This window comes from Hyphomicrobiaceae bacterium (assembly GCA_041397645.1).
Lineage (GTDB): Bacteria > Pseudomonadota > Alphaproteobacteria > Rhizobiales > Hyphomicrobiaceae > Hyphomicrobium_B.
In genome coordinates this window covers 113,287-131,515 of record JAWKWE010000006.1, presented here as the reverse complement: position 1 = coordinate 131,515, position 18,229 = coordinate 113,287, and the positions used below count along the sequence as shown (strand labels likewise).

The window sequence follows — 18,229 nt, the reverse complement described above, 5'->3', positions numbered from 1 at the left end:
AACACTTAGTTGCTTGATCATGCAATTCAAGGCTGCGGATAACGAACGGCAATTTCCCGCAAATGCCTAAGTTGGGGCATTGGTTGGCGTTTTAGTTGTCTTCCGAGCTTTCCGAGAGGGGCGCGCTGACCGCGCAAATAGACCTGAAGGCGCGCCAGTCCTCCGCCGAGAGTGCGGGCGTCGAAGGATAGCTACCCGACATGCGGATGTGCTCGGCGCGTTCGGCAGTCGGAGGATGGGTTGAGAACATATCGAGGGCGCGGGTCAGGCGTGCTTTAGTTGAGTCGTCGCTGTGCTTGGACGTCTTCGTCTTGCCTTGTGAGCTGTCCTTTTTGTCCGCGTTTTCGGCTATCTCATCGTCGTCGTATTCTTTTTCGGCCTTGAGCACGCGCCGGAAGAAATCAGATAGGCCCTGCTGCGATATGCCGGACTTGCGCAACAGAATGAGTGCCTGATCGTCCGCCTCTCGCTCGGCAGCGCGCGAATAGCCAAGCTGCGCGAGAACGAGGCCAAGATTGGCGAGCGTTCCGCCCGAGCCGCCCATCATCAGCTCGAGGGCTGCCGACATGCCGATAGCGCGAATGATGCCCGTCTCTGGGTGCATCGCGATCCCATGTCCCATCTCGTGTGCGAGCACGCCGGCCACTTCATCGGGGCTTTCCGCCTTTTCGATAAGCCCGCGGGTCATGATGATTTTGTCGCCCGGGACCGCAAAGGCGTTGAATAGTTTCCAGTCTACCACGACGACTTCAAACTTCTGGCCGGTTCCTGCCGCTGCGCTGAGACGTTGCGACAGCCGGTCGAGTGCGGCCAGGCCGACCGGATTGATGCACCGCCCCTTGCCTTCCGCCATCGATTGGATGGCGGAATCTCCAAGCCGCACCCGCCAGGAGTGCGGAAGCAGGTCCGCGACTGTCCGCAATGGCGTCCATCCGGCCGCGTGAATAAGGATGCCCAATCCGATGAGCGCCGCCGCGCCGATAATCCACGGGCGCGCGTGACGCCAGCGTTCTGATCCGCTTGTGAGATGCGGAGAACGTGTGGCGAGCAAGGCAGGGACAGTCGTGCCGGGAATGAAGACTGTGATGCCGGGCGCGGACGTGGATGAGAGCAATACGTCGACGGAATGTGGACGGATCGGTTCACTCACACGCAGGCTTTCATAGGGCCAGCGCGTCTGCACAACTCCATCATCGGACGCGATTTCCAGACCCGACAAATCGAGGCGAACTCTGCAGTCGCGCGAAGCGGCGGATTTGCCGTCGCTGAGGCGCGCGTAATAGGACACAGGATCAGAATGCATCGAGATCGAATACCTGTGCGAGACCCTCGCCGAGCCGTGGCCCGGTGCTGGCGCTCTGTTGAATGGCTGCCAGATTGACTGGCCCGTCGAGTTTCAGCCGGGACAGAAAGTACCGGGCGGAGCGGAACTGGGCAAACGTCGTTGCAACCGTAGTCACCAGCACCATCGGAAGCATGATCATCAGGATGGCCAATACACCGGCTTCGGCAGGGGGCATTCCGGGCTCTGGCGGTTCGGGCAACATTCCCGCGGCATAGGCAAGCCCACCACCGAGCGCCAGACCAATAATGACGCCGAGGATCGAAATGAGCCAGTTTGAGAGCAGCAGCCACATCAAGCTCTTTCCGGAAGCCTTGAGGCGAAAGGTGGCTTCGTCCAGATGTGTGTGGGCGGCAAAATGATTGTACTGCGCGGCGCGGTACCAGGCGGTCACGAGGCCCATAGCGATAATGATCGCGAACCAAACGCCAATGATTGAGAGCGACTGGCCTGCCGTTGGAATGGGCCGCTCACCGGCCCCAAAAGCATCCAGGAAACCATATGATTTCAGAAGCACCAGCGTCAGCACGCTGGCTCCAACCACCAGCAAAGCACTGCCGACCCAGGCGAAGAAATATCGCTTGTAGAGGGGGCGCGATGAGCCTGAGTAGCTGAGCGGATGATCGCCAAAGCGCATGTCGTCGGTGATTTTCCGCTGCAGCATGTTGGAGCGCCAGGGCAGCACCCATAGCGTGGCTACCAGCCCGAGAATTGCGACAGGGCCAGCGACTGCAGGCGCGATGGCCCACCCGGCTGTGGCAGTCAGCAGTGCAACCAGCAAAAGCGGCAGTGCAATTGTCCAGAAATACGTCCAACCGTAGCGCGCAGGAGATCCGGCCAGCCATCCACGGATGCTACGCCATTGCGTTCGGCTTAGCCGATAGCGCTGGGCACGATAGAGCGCGTTGCCCAGGAGGAAGAAGAACAAAGCATAGATTGCGAACTGGTAGAACGCGAGTGCGGCCTTGTTGCCCGGAAACAGCAAAGCGATCGCTACGCCGCCAAGCATCAGCGGCACGACAAAAACCAGAAAGACAACCAAGAAGCCCAAGAACAGCTCTTTGCCGGTACCGGTGTATTCCAGCGGTTCACCGTTGATACGCGTAAAGGTCCACAGCCGCCTACGGACTTCTGTCTTGGCCCAGAATGAATAGAGTCCGAGAGACAGGACTTTCAGCACGCCATTGACCAGTCCCAGGCCAATCAACCGGTCGCCGCGACTGTCGAATGAAATCTCCACATTGCTGGATCCCTCGGAGGCTAGGGGCGCGAAGGTGTCTTGCATGGTTTGACGTCTCCGTGGATCCAGGTCGCAGAGGGCTCGCTGGATCATATGTGTACGGGGTTGAATAAGGCATAAAATGCCGTCTCGCTGCCCCATCCGAGCCCTCACCCTGCCGAAGTCGATCATTAACCGTAGACTGATCTCAGGAAACGGTCAGTTTCAGCATTTGAAGAGCCCAGGAAATGACAGGGCTGGATTTGCTGAAGACTAGGCCAAACAAGAGCAGGGTCTGTTCCAGCGGTGACTGTTACAGCGTTGGCGGCGCCGCGATCGACAGGCCCGCCAGGACAAATTGTCAGTCCGTTAACGTTTGTGGCCGAAGGGCAACGTTCTGGCCCATGTGCGCCACTATCGGGCCACAAAGTCCGCGCTACTGCTTACGGGAAAACAGAGAACGGCGATCCTGCCGATTGGTGAGGATTTCCGTAAGTGCGACCTTGTCTTTCGGGGCTTTCCGCCGCGCCAAAGTGCGCTTATGAGCAGAACAGCCACGCAAGACAAATGAGGAATGAAATGGACGCCAAGACGTTCGATAAATCGAAGCTCCCGAGCCGCCACGTTACGGAGGGCGCCTCGCGCGCTCCGCACCGTTCCTATTACTACGCCATGGGGCTGACCGAGGAGCAGATCCATCGGCCGTTCGTTGGCGTTGCGTCGTGCTGGAACGAAGCTGCGCCCTGCAACATCGCATTGATGCGCCAGGCCCAGGTCGCCAAGCAGGGTGTTGAGGAAGCAGGCGGCACGCCGCGCGAGTTCTGCACCATCACCGTGACAGACGGCATCGCGATGGGCCATCAGGGCATGAAGTCGTCGCTGGTGTCGCGCGAAGTCATCGCCGATTCGATCGAACTCACCATGCGCGGCCATTGCTATGATGCGCTGGTCGGCATTGCGGGGTGCGACAAGAGCCTGCCCGGTATGATGATGTCCATGTTGCGCCTCAACGTGCCGAGCGTGTTCATGTACGGCGGCTCAATTCTGCCGGGCAAGCACAAGGGTAGGGACGTCACAGTTCAGGACGTGTTCGAAGGCGTCGGCATGCATTCTGCAGGCAAGATGTCAGACGGCGAGCTTCATGAGCTTGAATGCGGCGCGTGCCCTTCGGCGGGATCGTGCGGTGGTCAGTTCACTGCCAACACCATGGCATGTGTGTCGGAAGCCATCGGCCTTGCTCTGCCTGGCTCTGCTGGCGCACCTGCACCGTATGAAAGCCGCGACCAATACGCTGCTGCGAGCGGTCAGGCCGTGATGAAGCTTCTAGCCCTTGGTATTCGCCCGCGCGATATCTGCACGCGCAAGGCATTCGAGAATGCTGCGATCGTCGTCGCGGCGACCGGCGGCTCAACCAATGGCGCGCTGCATCTTCCGGCGATGGCGCATGAATGCGGCATCGAATTCGATTTGTTCGATGTGGCTGAGATCTTCAAGAAGACGCCCTACATCGCCGATCTGAAGCCGGGCGGTAAGTTCATCGCCAAGGACGTTTTCGATATCGGAGGCGTTCCGCAAATCCTGAAAGCGCTGCTGGAAGGCGGCGTCCTTCACGGCGACTGCATGACGGTGACCGGCAAGACGATGGCCGAGAATCTGGAAAGCGTGAAGTTCAACACCGAGCAGAAGGTTATCTATCCGGTGTCGAATCCGATTTCACCGACTGGTGGTGTCGTTGGTCTTAAGGGCTCGCTCGCGCCAGACGGTGCGATTGTGAAGGTTGCCGGTCTCAAGAACCTGCAATTCCGTGGCCCCGCACGCTGCTTTGACTGCGAAGAAGATGCCTTCGCTGCCGTCGAGACGAAGAATTATAAAGAGGGCGAGGTCATCGTGATCCGCTATGAGGGCCCCAAGGGCGGCCCCGGTATGCGTGAGATGCTTTCGACCACCGCTGCGCTTTATGGCCAAGGTGCGGGCGACAAGGTTGCGCTCATCACCGATGGGCGTTTTTCCGGTGCCACGCGCGGATTCTGTGTCGGCCACGTTGGGCCCGAAGCGGCCATCGGCGGACCTATCGCTCTCATCAAGGACGGCGACATCATCGCACTCGATGCGGTGAAGGGCACGATTGATCTGGAAGTTGATGCGGCAGAGTTGGAAAAGCGCCGCAAAGAATGGAAAGCGCCCCCCAGCATGTACCGGTCGGGCGCCTTGGCTAAATTTGCCGATCAGGTTGGGCCAGCGCGCTACGGCGCGGTGACACACGCCGGCGGAAAGGCGGAAGTTCTCTGCTATGCGGACATTTAAACGTGCTTGTTTGTCTCTGATTGCGAGCATCGCTCTTTCGGCGGCGGCCTTCGCCGCCGGAGGAGTGACGTTCCGCACGCCTGAGGAAGCGCTCAAGCAAGGCATCGCGGCCTTTAACGGCGGCTTTTATGAACTTGCGTTGCCTGCACTTGAGACCGCCGCAGAGTCGAATCCCATTATGGGCACGTTCTATATCGCCCGCATCTACGGCGATAACGAAGGTTCCTATACCGACCATTTGAAAGCCTATAACATGTTCCGCAAGCTCGCTGACGAGCTGCGGGATGTTGATCCGGACGACGAAGACCTTGCGCCGATAGCAGCCAAGGCTCTTACTGAAGTGTCGCGCTACTTGCGTAGCGGCATCGCAGAAGGTGGCCTCAAGCCGAACCCGTTGTTGGCGGACAGCCTGCTGCAACGAGCCGCTTTGTTCTTCAACGACGAGGATGCTCAGTTCGAACTCGCCAAGGTATTCTTGCGCGGAGAAGGACCAGACTTGGCATTCCGAGCTCGCGACGAAGAAAGCAAGATCGAGAACGGAATTCATTGGCTGTCACGATTGTCGAAGAAAGGGCATCCGGGCGCGCAAGCGTTCCTCGCCGATCTGCTCTGGCGCGGCAAGTTCGTGCCCCGGGATCAGATTGCTGCGTTGAACCTGATCGATGTTGCGGTGAGCAATGCGTCGCCCACCGAACGGCTCTGGATCGAAGACATTTATCAAAACATTTTCTGCAACGCAGGCGAGGGCGTTCGCCGACAGGCGACCGGGCAAGTTGCGGAATGGCGCACCCGCTATGGACGCCGCCACGAGAACTCGGTCGATAAGTCCGGCCTCGACCAGCTGGCCGCGGATCCAATCCGGACCTGCGCCAATGGTGAACCCGTCATGCCGATCGGCGCGCCAGCCGCCAAACGGGTTGTCGATCCGTCGCCTACCCCGGAGCCCCCGGTCAAGCACGGCCTTCGGGATGTCGGCGTTGGTTTCACCGCCGAGCACTAAAGAGTTTCAACCCCAAGTTTTCAGCCGATTCGACGTTGGCGGTGGACGCTGCGCACATCACACTGCGTCGTTCAGCGTTGCCTTCGCGGCACCGTTATCCTCTAACCGGCGCGATGTAAGCTGAAGATGTTTGCGGAGAGGGGGGCGAAGGCTTAAGCCTAGCGCGGGCAAAGCTGGTCTCGACGGCCGTTGGCCTGCGTGTCGTGTCTGACATCACTCTTTCCAGATTCGTGGAGACTGCCTCGATGCCAACTTGGCAAGTGATCCTGCTCGGCCTCATCGAGGGGCTGACTGAGTACATTCCGGTTTCCTCCACAGGGCACCTTCTGCTCGCCGAGCGCGTTCTCGGCTTCACGTCGCCTGGGCGCACTTTCGAGGTTCTGATTCAGCTCGGTGCGATTCTGGCGCTGCTTACGGTCTACGCCGCGAAGCTGTGGCAGTTGGCGCGGGCTCTGCCAAACGATCCAAGAACGCAAAAATTCGTTCTCGGTATCCTTCTGGCTTTTCTCCCGGCCGCCGTTGTTGGCGTGGCAGGGCACAAGATCATCAAGACGATCTTTTTCGAAAGTCCGCTGCTCATTTCCAGCATGCTCGTTCTTGGCGGGATCATCCTGCTTGTGGTGGACAAGATAAAATTCGAGCCGCGTTATACCGACGTTCTCGATCTGCCGCCTTCGACCGCTTTGAAGATCGGCATCTGCCAATGCTTGGCGCTCATTCCAGGTGTGTCGCGATCAGGCTCGACAATAGTGGGCGCGCTGTTTCTTGGCGCAGATAAGCGCACGGCCGCGGAGTTCTCGTTTTTTCTCGCGATGCCGACGATGGCCGGCGCGTTTGCCTACGATCTCTATAAGAACTGGTCGGTTCTAACCCCTGACGACATGGGGCAGATTGCGCTGGGCTTCGTTGCCGCTTTCGTTGCAGGTGTATTCGTCGTTCGGCACGTCTTGGATTTCATCAAAGCTAAGGGGTTGTCGTTCTTCGGCTGGTGGCGTCTTATCGTCGGTGGCATCGGGCTTGGTGTCATTGCGATGACCGGCATGTAACTGCTTGGATCAGCGCCGACTGCCGACCTGGTGCTTAGGCTTATTCATCGCTGGAATAGAAAAGGGCTCCGCACATGTGCGGAGCCCTTTTCTATTATGTTCCATTGGTCGGGTTCAGGCCGCGTGAGAAGTTATCGGGGTGGTCAGAACGCGCGTCAGCGCCGCTTCATCCTTGGCGGCGCGCAATGCGTCCAGCACCGAGGAATCGCGCACCAGGCGCGAAATGCGCGCCAGGGCTTTGAGATGATCTCCGCCCGCATGTTCGGGGGCGAGGAGGAAGAAGACCAGATCCACCGGCTGCTCGTCATGGCTGTCGTAGGCCACGGGCGAAGACAGGCGGGCGAACAGGCACATGATAGAATTCAAGCCCGAAAGCTTGACGTGCGGTATCGCGATGCCGTTGCCGAAGCCGGTCGAACTGAGCCGCTCGCGCTGAAGAAGCGCGCCGTAAATGTCATGAGAAGACGTGCCCGTGATCTTGCTGGCATGATCAGCAAGGGTCTGGAGCAATTGCTTCTTGTCGTGCGCCTTGAGCGCCGACACCACACCGTTCCTCGCGAGAAGATCGCCAAGGTCCATGGTCATGTCGTTCACCTTTTTTCAAGGCCCCGGTTGTTTCAGGGCCCGATTTTCTCAGGGCCAGGCTTACTCAGCTCAATACCCACTAGGCCCATGTCCGGACCTCTTCGAAGGCAAGCTGAGAGAGTTTCCCCACGCACTCGACAACCTGTAAACTAAGGCAGGATTCTGACCGCACGGGCGTCGAAGACCCTAACGGGCAGGCCTAGCCTCTCCATTGACTAATTTCTGCTTCGGGACGTCCGCATCGATCCAACCGATGTGTCCATCCTGGCGGCGATAAACCAAGTTTACGCCACCGCTGCCAGCATTGCGGAAAATCAAAAACGGGGCTTCGGTCAGGTCTAACTGCATAACAGCTTCGCTGACCGATAACTCCAGAACATTGCGCTGTGTTTCAGCAATAATAAGCGGATGCTCGGCCGTCGATGCCGCGCCGCCCTCATCGTCCTCAGCGACGCTCACAATGGCGTCACGCGCATCGAACCCGCCTTCGAGCGCTGCGTTGGAGCGGCTGGCGTCATGGCTTTTGAGGCGCTGTTTGTACTTGCGTACGCGCGTTTCGAGGCGATCTACGGCTGCGTCTGCGCTTTGGTAGGCATCACCACCCTCGCCATGTGCTTCGAGCAGCAAGCCGTTGGCCAAGCGGACGGAGCAATTGGTCTTGAACAGACCGCGTTCCTTCTCAAGACGGACGTGCCCGTTCAGATCGCGGCTCACATACTTTTGCAGCAGCGAGCGGATCTTGTCCGAAACATAGGTCTGATAGGCGTCACCAACTTCGACGTTCTTACCGGTGATCTGAATAGTCATTTCTCAACCTGTTATTGCGTGACATAGCGGCGGGGCTCCAAGCCCAGCCGGAGCGCTAGCTCAACCGCTAGCGAAAGCATCTCCTCGTGCGTGGTCAAGACAGGTCTATACAGGTGGATTGATCACTGCGCCCTAGGACCTTCGAAGATTGACTGGCAAACGCGACATCCTGTCTCAAGAGTTATGGATCGTCGCGTGTTCTGTCAATTCACGGTTGCTTTCGAGATTGAATTTCTTGGCTATTTTCCACTGACGGTAAACAGTCGAAATAATCAAATCGTTCCGCCCATGCGTTCGAGCAGGCGTTTGTCCCGCCGACGCTGGACCGAGGAACGGATTCGCAGGGCTTCACGATATTTGGCAACCGTGCGCCGGGCGATGTCTATGCCCTCGGCCCGCAGTTTTTCCACTAATTTATCGTCGGAGAGAACGTCGTCAGCGCTCTCGGCGTCGATCATCTGCTTAATTCTATGGCGCACGGCCTCAGAAGAATGCGCCTCCTCGCCGTCCGAAGAGGCAATCGCGCTGGTGAAGAAGTACTTGAGCTCGAAGATTCCCCGCGGCGTGGAGATGTACTTGTTCGAGGTGACGCGTGATACAGTCGATTCATGCATCGAGATGGCGTCGGCGACTGTCTTCAAGTTGAGCGGCCGCAGGTGCTGCACGCCATACATGAAGAAGCCGTCCTGCTGACGCACGATCTGTTCTGCCACACGAAGGATCGTGCGCGCGCGTTGGTCGAGGCTCTTGATGAGCCAGTTTGCAGTCTGCAGACAATCGAGCAGGTAGTCCTTGTCCTTCTCCGTCGATGCCGTCTTGGAGACGCGCGTGAAGTAGTTGCGGTTCACGAGCACCCGCGGCAGCGTGTCGGAATTAAGCTCGACGTGCCATCCGCCGTCGGGCGTGGGGCGAACGAGAACATCGGGTACAACGGTCTGAACTTGCACAGACCCGAAACGCAGTCCTGGTTTGGGATCGAGCCGCTTGATCTCCTGGATCATCTCGGTCAGCTCGTCCATGTCGCAGCCAACAGCTTTGCGTAATCCGTTGACGTTGCGCGCGGCCAGTAAATCAAGGTTGGCAAGAAGAGCTGCCATGTAGGGGTCGTAGCGGTTCTGTTCCTTCAGCTGCAAGGCGAGGCATTCGGCGAGCGTGCGAGCGAAGACACCGACGGGATCGAACGTCTGTAATTTTTGCAGGACGCCTTCTATCATTTCGACAGGCGCGCCGAGCTTCAGTGAAAGCGTGTCAAAGCCCGACGAGATGTAACCGGCCTCGTCCACCATATCGATGAGGTATTGACCAATCAGTCGCTCACGGGGATCGCTAATCGTCAGCGGGAGTTGTGCGACGAGATGATCGCGCAGAGTTTCCTCTCCGGCGACAACAGACTCAAGGCCAGATGAATCCTCAAAACCGCTGTTCATGCGCTGGCGCACATTCGCCCAGCTTGATAGCGCGGCATCCCCCCCGCCCTGTGTGTCCGCAGGTCCGCTGTCTTGATAGAGATTGTCGAAATCCGTATCGAGCGCGCCGGCGGGATCCTCCACCGGCTTTCTCAGGTCCAGCCACTCCTCCTCGCCGCCAGATGAGGAGGGCTCGGGCTGCGGTTCAGGGGAAGGTTCGTCGTTCGATTTCGCCTGGGGCTGGTTGTCTTCGCGCTCTAGAAGCGGGTTGCGCTCCAGCTCGGCGTCGACGTACTCCGCCAGTTCCATGTTGGAAAATTGCAGAAGACGGATCGCCTGCTGCAACTGGGGAGTCATCACCAGTTGCTGGCCTTGTCGCAATTCCAGTTTGGCCGACAGTGCCATACGCTAACCCGTTCGTTCCTTCTTACCGTATCAGACCGAAGCTATAATCAACGCGTGTTAACGAACATATCTCCAAGGTACACCCTGCGCACGTCTTCATTCGCTATGATTTCAGAAGGCTTACCTTGTGTCAGAACTTGACCATCATAGATGATATAAGCTCGGTCGATAAGGCTTAGCGTCTCACGTACGTTGTGGTCTGTGATCAAGACGCCAATGCCGCGTTCGGTCAAGTGCCGAACGAGCTGCTGAATGTCGCCGACGGCGATTGGGTCGATGCCGGCGAAAGGTTCGTCCAGCAACATAAACGAGGGCCGCGACGCGAGCGCGCGCGCAATTTCGCAGCGTCGCCGCTCACCGCCCGAAAGCGCCATGGATGGTGATTTTCTGAGCCGGGTGATCGTAAATTCCTCAAGGAGGCTGTCCAGCTGCTCCTTGCGCTTCTTCTTGTTGGGCTCGACCAGCTCCAACACGGCCATGATATTCTGTTCGACCGTCAAGCCGCGGAAGATCGACGCTTCCTGCGGAAGGTAGCCGATGCCCAGCCGCGCGCGCTGGTACATGGGCAAGTGGGTGACGTTTGCGCCATCGATGGTGATGCGCCCGTCATCGGCCGGGACGAGCCCTGTGATCATGTAGAACACAGTCGTCTTGCCGGCGCCGTTTGGGCCAAGTAGTCCGACAGATTCGCCGCGTCCCACCGCCAGACTCACGCCCTTCACAACCATGCGTTTGCGATAGGATTTCTTGACATCGTAGGCCGTGAGCCAGCCATCCGCGCCGATGGCGTGCGGATCTTGCTCTTCGGCCTCGGCGTACGCGCCATTGGCCGCGCCGTTACCAGCGGTGGAGCCGTTGGTGCGACGTCGTGCGTCTGTCCGGACAGCAGCCTTGCCGCCTGTTCTTAGTCCGAGCTTGGAGCCGAATGGTAATGCCCTAAACACAGCTTTTCCGTTGGGTTTGCGCCCGCGGCGCTTGGATTGCAAAATACTCTAGCGTGACTTTGCGGCTATTGGGAGGGCGAGGAGCGTGCCTGCCAGCCATCGCTAACCGACGCGGCACCCTTGCCAGGCGATTTTTTGAGCTGATTGGGATAAAAAACGGCACTTGGCCTTCCTGATTTTACGATCACTCCTGACCCGTCGGCTTGGCTGGAAGACGTCATCCCGGTCTTGGCGGCTTCGGTGGAGATAACGCTTTCGCCGCTCGTCATATCGATCACGAGCTTGGTGCCCCGCACGATGTTCTTGCCCTGGGTCATCACGACGTCACCGCCGAGCGTGACCATATTGGCCTTGGTGTCATAATCGGCCCAATCTCCGGTCGCTTTCTGGCCTTCCAACGAGGTCACGACGACATTCTTCTTGGCGCGAATGCGGGTGAGATGGGCGGCCTGCTGTGTTTGCTGCGTGTTGGCTGCTTCATCAGAGCCAGCAAGTCCGGCCGAGCCGGTGTAGTTTGCCGTCAGTTCTGCGGCTTCGAGCACGAAGCCTGCCTGTTGGGCTTTCACGTCACCTGAGAATACGGCTTGTTTGGCGTGGTCATCGACGTCAAGCCGGTCGGCGGCAACATCGACCGGAGCGTTGGGATCGGTTTTGAAATTGCCGCCGAAGGCGACGCCACGTTTGGGCTCATCGTCTTTGTGGGCTACTGGCGGTGGACCGCCGGTCTGGCTGAAACGCGCGCTGATACGACCATTGCCGGGGCTCGCTCCGGTCAGGTTCATCTTTCCTGAGTTGCGGTTGAATACGAGTTTGCGTCCGTGCAGTTCGTTCTTGCCTTGGGTCAATGAGACCGGTCCGGTGAGGACGACAGTGCCGGCCAGCTGATCAATCTCGGCACGGTCGCCCATGACCTTGCGGTCGGAGCCCTGCGACAGCACCACGTCGCCCTCCAACACCGCCATCTGCGTCGTGGTGTCGAACTCAGCACTGCGGCTTGTTGCCTGCTGGCCATTGGCCTGGGTAAGCGTGACGGGGTTTTTGGCAATAACGCGTTTCACTTTCCCGCCCGTGTCGGCGGCTTTATCGGCCGCATCCGCCTGCTGGGCGTCTTTGCCCGATTTATCTTTCTCTGCGGCGTCGCTCTTTTTGGTGCCGCCCTCTTTCTTGTTGGTCTTGCCGTCTTTCTTGGCGGCCTTGTCCTTGCTGTCTTTTGCGTCCGACGCGCCGGACATTTCAGCTGCGCTGCCTTCGTAGCTGATTACCATCTCGGGCGATGTGAGGATCGACTGGCCCTGCACGGCGCGTACGGTGCCGGTGTAGGTCGCCAGTTTGCCAACATCGTCGATGTCGAGACGGTTTGCGGTGATCAGGATCGGTTCATTGGAGTTTGCGAACGCGCCGATCGGCTTGTCGTCCGCCGTCTCGGTCGCAGCCGTTGGCTCTTTGGGCGCGCGCGCCTTGAGATCGGTGCGCACCTGGTTCTTGAAGATGTACTCTTTCTCTTTCTGGCGGATCATCAACTGGCTTGAGGTTATCGTGCCTGCAGGCATCTCCACGCGCACCGGCGCATCGGAGAGAATGATCCCCTCCTTGGTTTTGATCGTCGCTCGCGTCAGCTGAGCTTTAAGGCCGTTATCGCCTGCGATGTCGATGGCATCGAACAGCTCAATGACGCTTTGCTTATTGTCGAACGTTCCACGTGTTGCCGTGAGCTTGGTGCGCTCCTTATTGGCGGCGATTAATTCTCCACTGATCGCTTCGAGCTTTATCAGCGAGAGGTTCTTCAAGTCCTGCATCGCCTTTTGGGCTGTAACCCAGTAGCGCCCACCATCGGAATTGAAGCCCTCGTAGTGAGGGTTCTCCATCGCAAGATTTTCCGAAATGATCTGAGGCACGTCCAGCTGGGCGAGCCCTTCGCCCCAACCCGTTTTATCAAACACGCTGAGGCTGAAACTCCCAATCACGAACAGAGCGAGCGCGGGCAGCGCGAACTTCAGAATGCGCACACGCTGGGTGTGCCGGGCAGCGGCCAAGCGTCCCGGCCCGCGGTCTCCCGCCAGCACGATACCTCTGCCGGTCGCGCGCGACGCGCTCACGCCCTCAGTCACGCTCGCCATAAAGCCCGCCCGGTTGCCACTTGATCCCCCCTGATCTCTCCGACATTCGGCCGCAAATGGGGTGACAATGGGACCGAACAAACCGGGCACGCGCGCGAAGGGCAGCCTTCACGACGCGGCACCATCGCGAGTTGCGGTCCACGCTCGCGCCGCAGCCATCGCGGGTGCTGGTTTTGCGGCGAAAGCGACCGATCAATGCGAGAGAATGTCGATTTCCCCGAAGCCTGCGAGATCGAGCTTGGCGCGGGCCGGCAGGAAGCGGAACGCGGCCTGAGCAAGTTCTGTGCGTCCTTCGCGTGCCAGCATGGCGTCGAGCTTATCTTTAAGCTCATGCAGATAAAGGACGTCGGAGGCGGCATAGGCCAACTGGCTTTCAGAGAGTTTGGCGGCGGCCCAATCTGAGCTTTGCTGCTGTTTGGACAGCTCAACGCCCGCAAGTTCCGCACATAGATCTTTCAGTCCGTGCCGGTCTGTGTAGGTCCGTGCCAGCTTCGAGGCGATCTTTGTGCAGTAGATGGGGGTCGTTTCAACCCTGAGGTATTTCTCAAGGACCGCGATGTCGAAACGCGCGAAATGGAATATTTTCAGTGTTTTCTTGTCTGTCAGAAGCGCCTTCAGATTGGGCGCAGCATACTGATTGGCGGCAAGCTGAACGACATGCGCGCTGCCATCACCGGCGGAAAGCTGTACGACACATAGCCTGTCGCGCTGTGGGTTGAGCCCGAGCGTCTCGGTGTCAATGGCCACGCCGCGCGGAAATGTGAGACCGACGGGAAGGTCGTTCTTATGAAGATGGATTTTGGGATTGCTTGTACGTGATGGCGGCATCGCGCAGACCAAAATGGTGCCCAGAAGAGGACTCGAACCTCCACGGTGTTACCCGCTAGTACCTGAAACTAGTGCGTCTACCAATTCCGCCATCTGGGCATTTCAGAGCGCCATCACCTAGTCGCATCGGGGCCTTGTGTCAATTGCAGGAAAGCGCCCATAAGCCACGCTTCACAGCGTTGACGCCTGCGGCTAAATCTTTAGGACGGATTTGCGCCGTGTGGGCGACTGAAGAGGGCTAGGGACGCATGAGCGGTAATGGCGGATTAGTCACGATTTTCGGGGGCTCCGGTTTTGTCGGCCGCCATACGGTGTCAGCACTGGCGAAGCGGGGCTACCGTATCAGGGCCGCGGAACGCAGGCCGGATCTTGCCGGCCATCTGCAACCCATGGGCGTGGTCGGCCAGATCCAGGCGGTTCAGGCCAACCTGCGGTTCCCAGAGTCCGTAAAGGCCGCCGTTCAAGGCGCCGAGGCGGTCATAAACACCGTGGCCATTCTATCGCCGTCGGGAAAGCAGACCTTTGAGGCTCTGCACGTCGAAGGCGCGCGGGCCGCCGCCAAGGCAGCGCGCGAAGCGGGCGCCAAGCGGTTCGTCCACATCTCCGCGATCGGTGCCGATCGCAAGTCCTCATCCGCTTATGCCCGCACGAAGGCCGAAGGTGAGCAGGCCGTGCTTCAGGAGTTTCCCGAGGCGATCATCATTCGCCCCTCGATCGTATTCGGGCCGGAGGATGAGTTCTTCAACCGGTTTGCACATCTGAGCTTGATGAGTCCGTTTCTTCCCTTGATCGGAGGCGGAGCCACGAAATTTCAGCCCGTCTACGTTGGTGACCTCGCGACCGCCATTGCCAACGCCGTGGATGGCGCCGGAAAGCCCGGTACGATTTATGAAGCGGGGGGGCCGGAGGTGTTTACTTTCCGTCGTCTGCTCGACCTGACACAGCAGTACACCGGTCGCCAGAGGGTCTACTTGCCGTTGCCATTCTGGCTTGCAAGTCTGCAGGCACTTTTGACGTCGCCGTTGCCCAATTCGCTGCGTCCCATCACCGGCGATCAAATCAAGTTGCTCAAATCGGATAACGTCGTGTGCGAGGCCGCCAAGGTGGAAGACCGCACGCTGGCCGATCTTGGCGTTACGCAGGCAACGGCCGTGGCTTCGGTCGTGCCGACCTATCTGGAGCGCTTTCAGCCTCGAGGCCAGTACGCGCACTACAAGGCTTGAGCCCCGACTGACTCATCGGTGACCCTAAGTGGCTTAACGCCGTTGGCCAGCATCAATTGCGCTGTCTGAGGATCTTTTCTACGATTGCGCGTCTCAGCGATGATCGTAGCGCGGCATGATACGCAGGCATTTCTTTCCCCTCTTTGCGCTCGTCATGGTCGTCCCGGTGGCGCTGCTGTCGTTTTTCGCCGTTCGCACGCTCGATCTGGAGAACGAAGCAGTTTCAGCGCGCCGCGCCCGGCTGCTTGATGAACGGCTTAAGCTCGCCGAGGCAATTGTTGCTTCGCGCTTGCAGATCCTGGGCACGGAGTTGTTGGCTCAAGCACACCGGGCCTACATCTCCGGCGGCGAGACGGCGCTGCGCAAACTCGTCGAGGAGAAGGAGTTTGCTCAGGCGTTCGTCTTTCAGTCTAGAATTCTCTTGTCCCCTCAGCCGAAAGAAACGGACCTCACGCAGAGCATAATTCTGGCGCACGCCCGCACACATATCGGCGAAGCCGATCCCTCCACCGGTGCCCTAGTTGCCATGGGAAACGGGGCCTACACGCTGTTGCGGTGTGAGAAAGATAATGACGGCCTCGGCGTATGCATTGCTATCAACCCGGATGATGTGACCAATGTACTGCGCTCTGCGCTGGGCCTCGTCGCGCGCACTGCGGCGCTATCCCGCGTCAACCTCATTGCGCCTGACGATCACCGGATCGGGCTGCAAGAGCAGTTGAGCAACGGGGCCGGTTCCGCGCGTTCCCTTGATGGCGTGTTGCAAGGTTGGCGGCTGGAGGCGGACGAGCCTCCGCTCGATGACGATGGTATACGGCGCACCGGCCTTCTTTATCTTGTGGCGGGTTCGCTTATTGCCGCCTGGATCGTTATGGCCTGGATGCTGCAACGGTCGGCGCTTGCTGAAGCGAACATGGTTGCGCGCCGTGCCGGCATCATCGCCCAATTGGCGCACGAGCTGCGCACGCCGCTCGCCAATCTTCAGCTTCACGTTGATCTCTTGCAGAGGAAGCCGGACGATCGTGGGGCCGTCACGCGCTACGCAACAGTGCTGTCGAGCGAGATCGGTCGCCTGGCGCAACTTGCCGAGAACGCTATCGACGTGGCGCGCGGTGCAGTAACCGGGCGGCGTCTGGAGGTCGCTGTGCCCGACGAATGCGTGCGTGCAGTTCTGGCGCGCTATGCACCGACCTTAACGGACGCGAAATGCGCGCCTCAGCTCGTGTGCGATGCTGGCGCACCTTGCCGCTTCGATCGCCCATCCTGGGAGCGCTGCCTCATCAACCTCGTCGATAATGCCCAAAAATATGCGCCAGGAGCGCCGATCACGATAACAACCCAGCTAGATTCGGGGCTCTTGCGTCTTGAGGTAACAGACGGTGGTCCCGGCATTAGTGGACCGGACAAGGAGCAAATATTCGAGCCATTTTCGCGCGGCACCGGCAAAGTCGCCTCTGGCTTCGGCTTGGGACTTGCAGCGGTGCGTACGTTGGCGCAACAGAACGGCGGCAACTGTTGGGTAGAGGATGCGACTTCGGGTGCCCGCTTCGTCGTAACGATGAATGTAATGCCTCTTGAAGCCGGGGAGGACGCCGGCAAATGTTGATTTTGATCGCTGAGGACGACGCCAATCTGAGGCGCGGACTAGCAGAACTGCTGCAGCTTGAAGACTTCGAGACGGTTTCGGCTGCGTGCGGTATCAGTGCGCTGGAGCTGTTTGCCGAGCGAGATCCAGACTTCTGTATTTTGGATGTCAACATGCCGGGCCTCGACGGTTTTGAGGTCTGCAAGCGAATGCGTGCCCAACGCGAGGACGTTCCGATTTTGCTTTTGACCGCACGCACCGACGAGATCGACCGCGTACTTGGATTCGGATTAGGCGCGGACGACTACCTTGGAAAGCCTTTCAGCGCCCACGAGCTTATTGCGCGTATCAAAGCCATTGCGCGACGATCGGGTGCACGGTCGGCAGCCGTAGCCCACACTGGCAGCGATGTCTTCTCCATGTGTGATCTCAAAATCGACAGCAGGGCATCGCGTGCGCATCGGGGCAAGGATGTGATCGATCTCAGCCAGCGCGAGCTGAACGTGCTCAGATATTTTCACGCCCATGCGGGTCAGGTTGTGACGCGCGATGCGCTTTACGACGCTTGTTGGGGGCGCGAGCACTACGCCAACAGCCGCGCGCTCGACCAGTTCATTTCGGCGCTGCGTCGCAAAATCGAGATAGATCCCGGCGCCCCTCGCATCATCGCGACGGTGCACGGCGCCGGCTATAGGTTCGATCCCTGACCCACCTTCTTCGGTCGGTCCGGCAGCTCAAGCCTGACAATTTTCTTACAAACTTCTTTCCGGCTCCTGACCATCACGCGGCAGGGCTCATGGATAGTCGCGGTCGTAAAAATGCCGGATCGGGCGCAGGTGCGTACCGTCACAAAGCCGGAGCAGAGGGAGGATCACCCATGAAACGTTTTGCCATAGCAGCCCTATTCGCCATTTCTTCGGCAGGCTCGGCTCTTGCCTTGGATGCGCATTACAGCAAGGACACCACCGGGTCGGCAGCCGATGCGTGGGCCGCAATCGGCGACTTCTGCGGCATTCAGAATTGGCATCCCGCACTTGAGAAGTGCGAGCTGTCCAGCAAGGACGGCAAGACCCTGCGCACGCTTCATCTGAAGGGCGGCGGCACGGTCTTGGAAGAGCTTGTCGAGCAGAACGACAAGACCATGACCCAGACCTATATCATCCTCGATGGTGTGCTGCCGGTCGCCAACTACAAGTCCACGCTCAAGGTGGTGGCGAAGGGTGATGGTGCGACCTACGACTGGTCCGGACACTTCGACGCCAAGAAGGGCGTTGCGGACGACGAGTCCCTCAAGACCATGAATGGCGTCTATGCTGCGGGTGTCGACGCTCTTGTGGCGAAGACCTCCAAGTAAGAGCGGTCGTCTCGTATCAACGAGCCTACGAAATCGACTTTAGCGGAGTGCGTTCAGCGGGGCG

Annotated in this window: 15 protein-coding genes and 1 tRNA gene; 7 read left to right on the top strand and 9 right to left on the bottom strand. The window is 59.1% G+C overall.

The window, feature by feature from the left end:
• Positions 1-91 precede the first annotated feature (91 nt).
• Complete coding sequence (locus R3D51_16590; GenBank protein MEZ5901100.1) at positions 92-1,303, bottom strand: M48 family metallopeptidase; 1,212 nt, start codon at positions 1,301-1,303, stop codon at positions 92-94.
• A complete protein-coding gene (locus R3D51_16585; protein ID MEZ5901099.1) occupies positions 1,293-2,627 on the bottom strand; it encodes a DUF898 family protein in 1,335 nt (444 codons plus the stop codon). The genes R3D51_16590 and R3D51_16585 overlap by 11 nt, the downstream gene beginning before the upstream one ends.
• Positions 2,628-3,140: 513 nt before the next feature.
• On the opposite strand from R3D51_16585, the gene ilvD reads away from it, so the two are divergent.
• From ilvD to R3D51_16570, 3 genes are all read left to right on the top strand, one after another.
• Positions 3,141-4,865 (top strand): dihydroxy-acid dehydratase, encoded by a 1,725-nt coding sequence (gene ilvD, locus R3D51_16580; protein ID MEZ5901098.1) that lies wholly within the window; start codon positions 3,141-3,143, stop codon positions 4,863-4,865.
• Complete coding sequence (locus R3D51_16575; GenBank protein MEZ5901097.1) at positions 4,852-5,865, top strand: tetratricopeptide repeat protein; 1,014 nt, start codon at positions 4,852-4,854, stop codon at positions 5,863-5,865. Before ilvD ends, R3D51_16575 begins: the two co-directional genes overlap by 14 nt.
• 245 nt (positions 5,866-6,110) lie before the next feature.
• On the top strand, positions 6,111-6,911 hold the full coding sequence (locus R3D51_16570; GenBank protein MEZ5901096.1) for an undecaprenyl-diphosphate phosphatase: 801 nt from the start codon (positions 6,111-6,113) through the stop codon (positions 6,909-6,911).
• 114 nt (positions 6,912-7,025) lie between these two features.
• Here R3D51_16570 and R3D51_16565 read toward each other — a convergent pair whose 3' ends face one another.
• The 7 genes from R3D51_16565 to R3D51_16535 all read right to left on the bottom strand — a co-directional run bounded on the left by R3D51_16565 (position 7,026) and on the right by R3D51_16535 (position 14,102).
• On the bottom strand, positions 7,026-7,490 hold the full coding sequence (locus tag R3D51_16565; protein MEZ5901095.1) for a PTS sugar transporter subunit IIA: 465 nt from the start codon (positions 7,488-7,490) through the stop codon (positions 7,026-7,028).
• Between the two features lie 192 nt (positions 7,491-7,682).
• Complete coding sequence (gene raiA / locus R3D51_16560; GenBank protein MEZ5901094.1) at positions 7,683-8,303, bottom strand: ribosome-associated translation inhibitor RaiA; 621 nt, start codon at positions 8,301-8,303, stop codon at positions 7,683-7,685.
• Positions 8,304-8,575: 272 nt separating this feature from the next.
• Complete coding sequence (gene rpoN / locus R3D51_16555) at positions 8,576-10,114, bottom strand: RNA polymerase factor sigma-54 (protein MEZ5901093.1); 1,539 nt, start codon at positions 10,112-10,114, stop codon at positions 8,576-8,578.
• Positions 10,115-10,161: 47 nt separating this feature from the next.
• The gene (gene lptB / locus R3D51_16550; GenBank protein ID MEZ5901092.1) at positions 10,162-11,058 is read right to left on the bottom strand and encodes an LPS export ABC transporter ATP-binding protein; all 897 of its coding nucleotides are present in this window, start codon (positions 11,056-11,058) and stop codon (positions 10,162-10,164) included.
• A gap of 65 nt (positions 11,059-11,123) precedes the next feature.
• Positions 11,124-13,175 (bottom strand): LPS export ABC transporter periplasmic protein LptC, encoded by a 2,052-nt coding sequence (lptC, locus tag R3D51_16545; protein ID MEZ5901091.1) that lies wholly within the window; start codon positions 13,173-13,175, stop codon positions 11,124-11,126.
• A gap of 192 nt (positions 13,176-13,367) precedes the next feature.
• The gene (locus tag R3D51_16540; GenBank protein ID MEZ5901090.1) at positions 13,368-14,003 is read right to left on the bottom strand and encodes a ribonuclease H-like domain-containing protein; all 636 of its coding nucleotides are present in this window, start codon (positions 14,001-14,003) and stop codon (positions 13,368-13,370) included.
• A 14-nt stretch (positions 14,004-14,017) separates the two neighbouring features.
• Positions 14,018-14,102: transfer RNA gene (locus R3D51_16535), tRNA-Leu, on the bottom strand.
• Between the two features lie 149 nt (positions 14,103-14,251).
• Here R3D51_16535 and R3D51_16530 point away from each other — a divergent pair.
• The 4 genes from R3D51_16530 (at position 14,252) to R3D51_16515 (ending at position 18,165) form a co-directional block, all read left to right on the top strand.
• The gene (locus R3D51_16530) at positions 14,252-15,226 is read left to right on the top strand and encodes a complex I NDUFA9 subunit family protein (protein MEZ5901089.1); all 975 of its coding nucleotides are present in this window, start codon (positions 14,252-14,254) and stop codon (positions 15,224-15,226) included.
• Positions 15,227-15,341: 115 nt separating this feature from the next.
• Positions 15,342-16,832 (top strand): HAMP domain-containing sensor histidine kinase, encoded by a 1,491-nt coding sequence (locus R3D51_16525; GenBank protein MEZ5901088.1) that lies wholly within the window; start codon positions 15,342-15,344, stop codon positions 16,830-16,832.
• The gene (locus R3D51_16520; GenBank protein ID MEZ5901087.1) at positions 16,826-17,518 is read left to right on the top strand and encodes a response regulator transcription factor; all 693 of its coding nucleotides are present in this window, start codon (positions 16,826-16,828) and stop codon (positions 17,516-17,518) included. Before R3D51_16525 ends, R3D51_16520 begins: the two co-directional genes overlap by 7 nt.
• A 170-nt stretch (positions 17,519-17,688) precedes the next feature.
• Positions 17,689-18,165 carry an SRPBCC family protein gene (locus R3D51_16515; protein MEZ5901086.1) on the top strand — a complete coding sequence of 159 codons (477 nt, stop codon included), beginning with the start codon at positions 17,689-17,691 and terminating at the stop codon, positions 18,163-18,165.
• Positions 18,166-18,229: the final 64 nt, after the last annotated feature.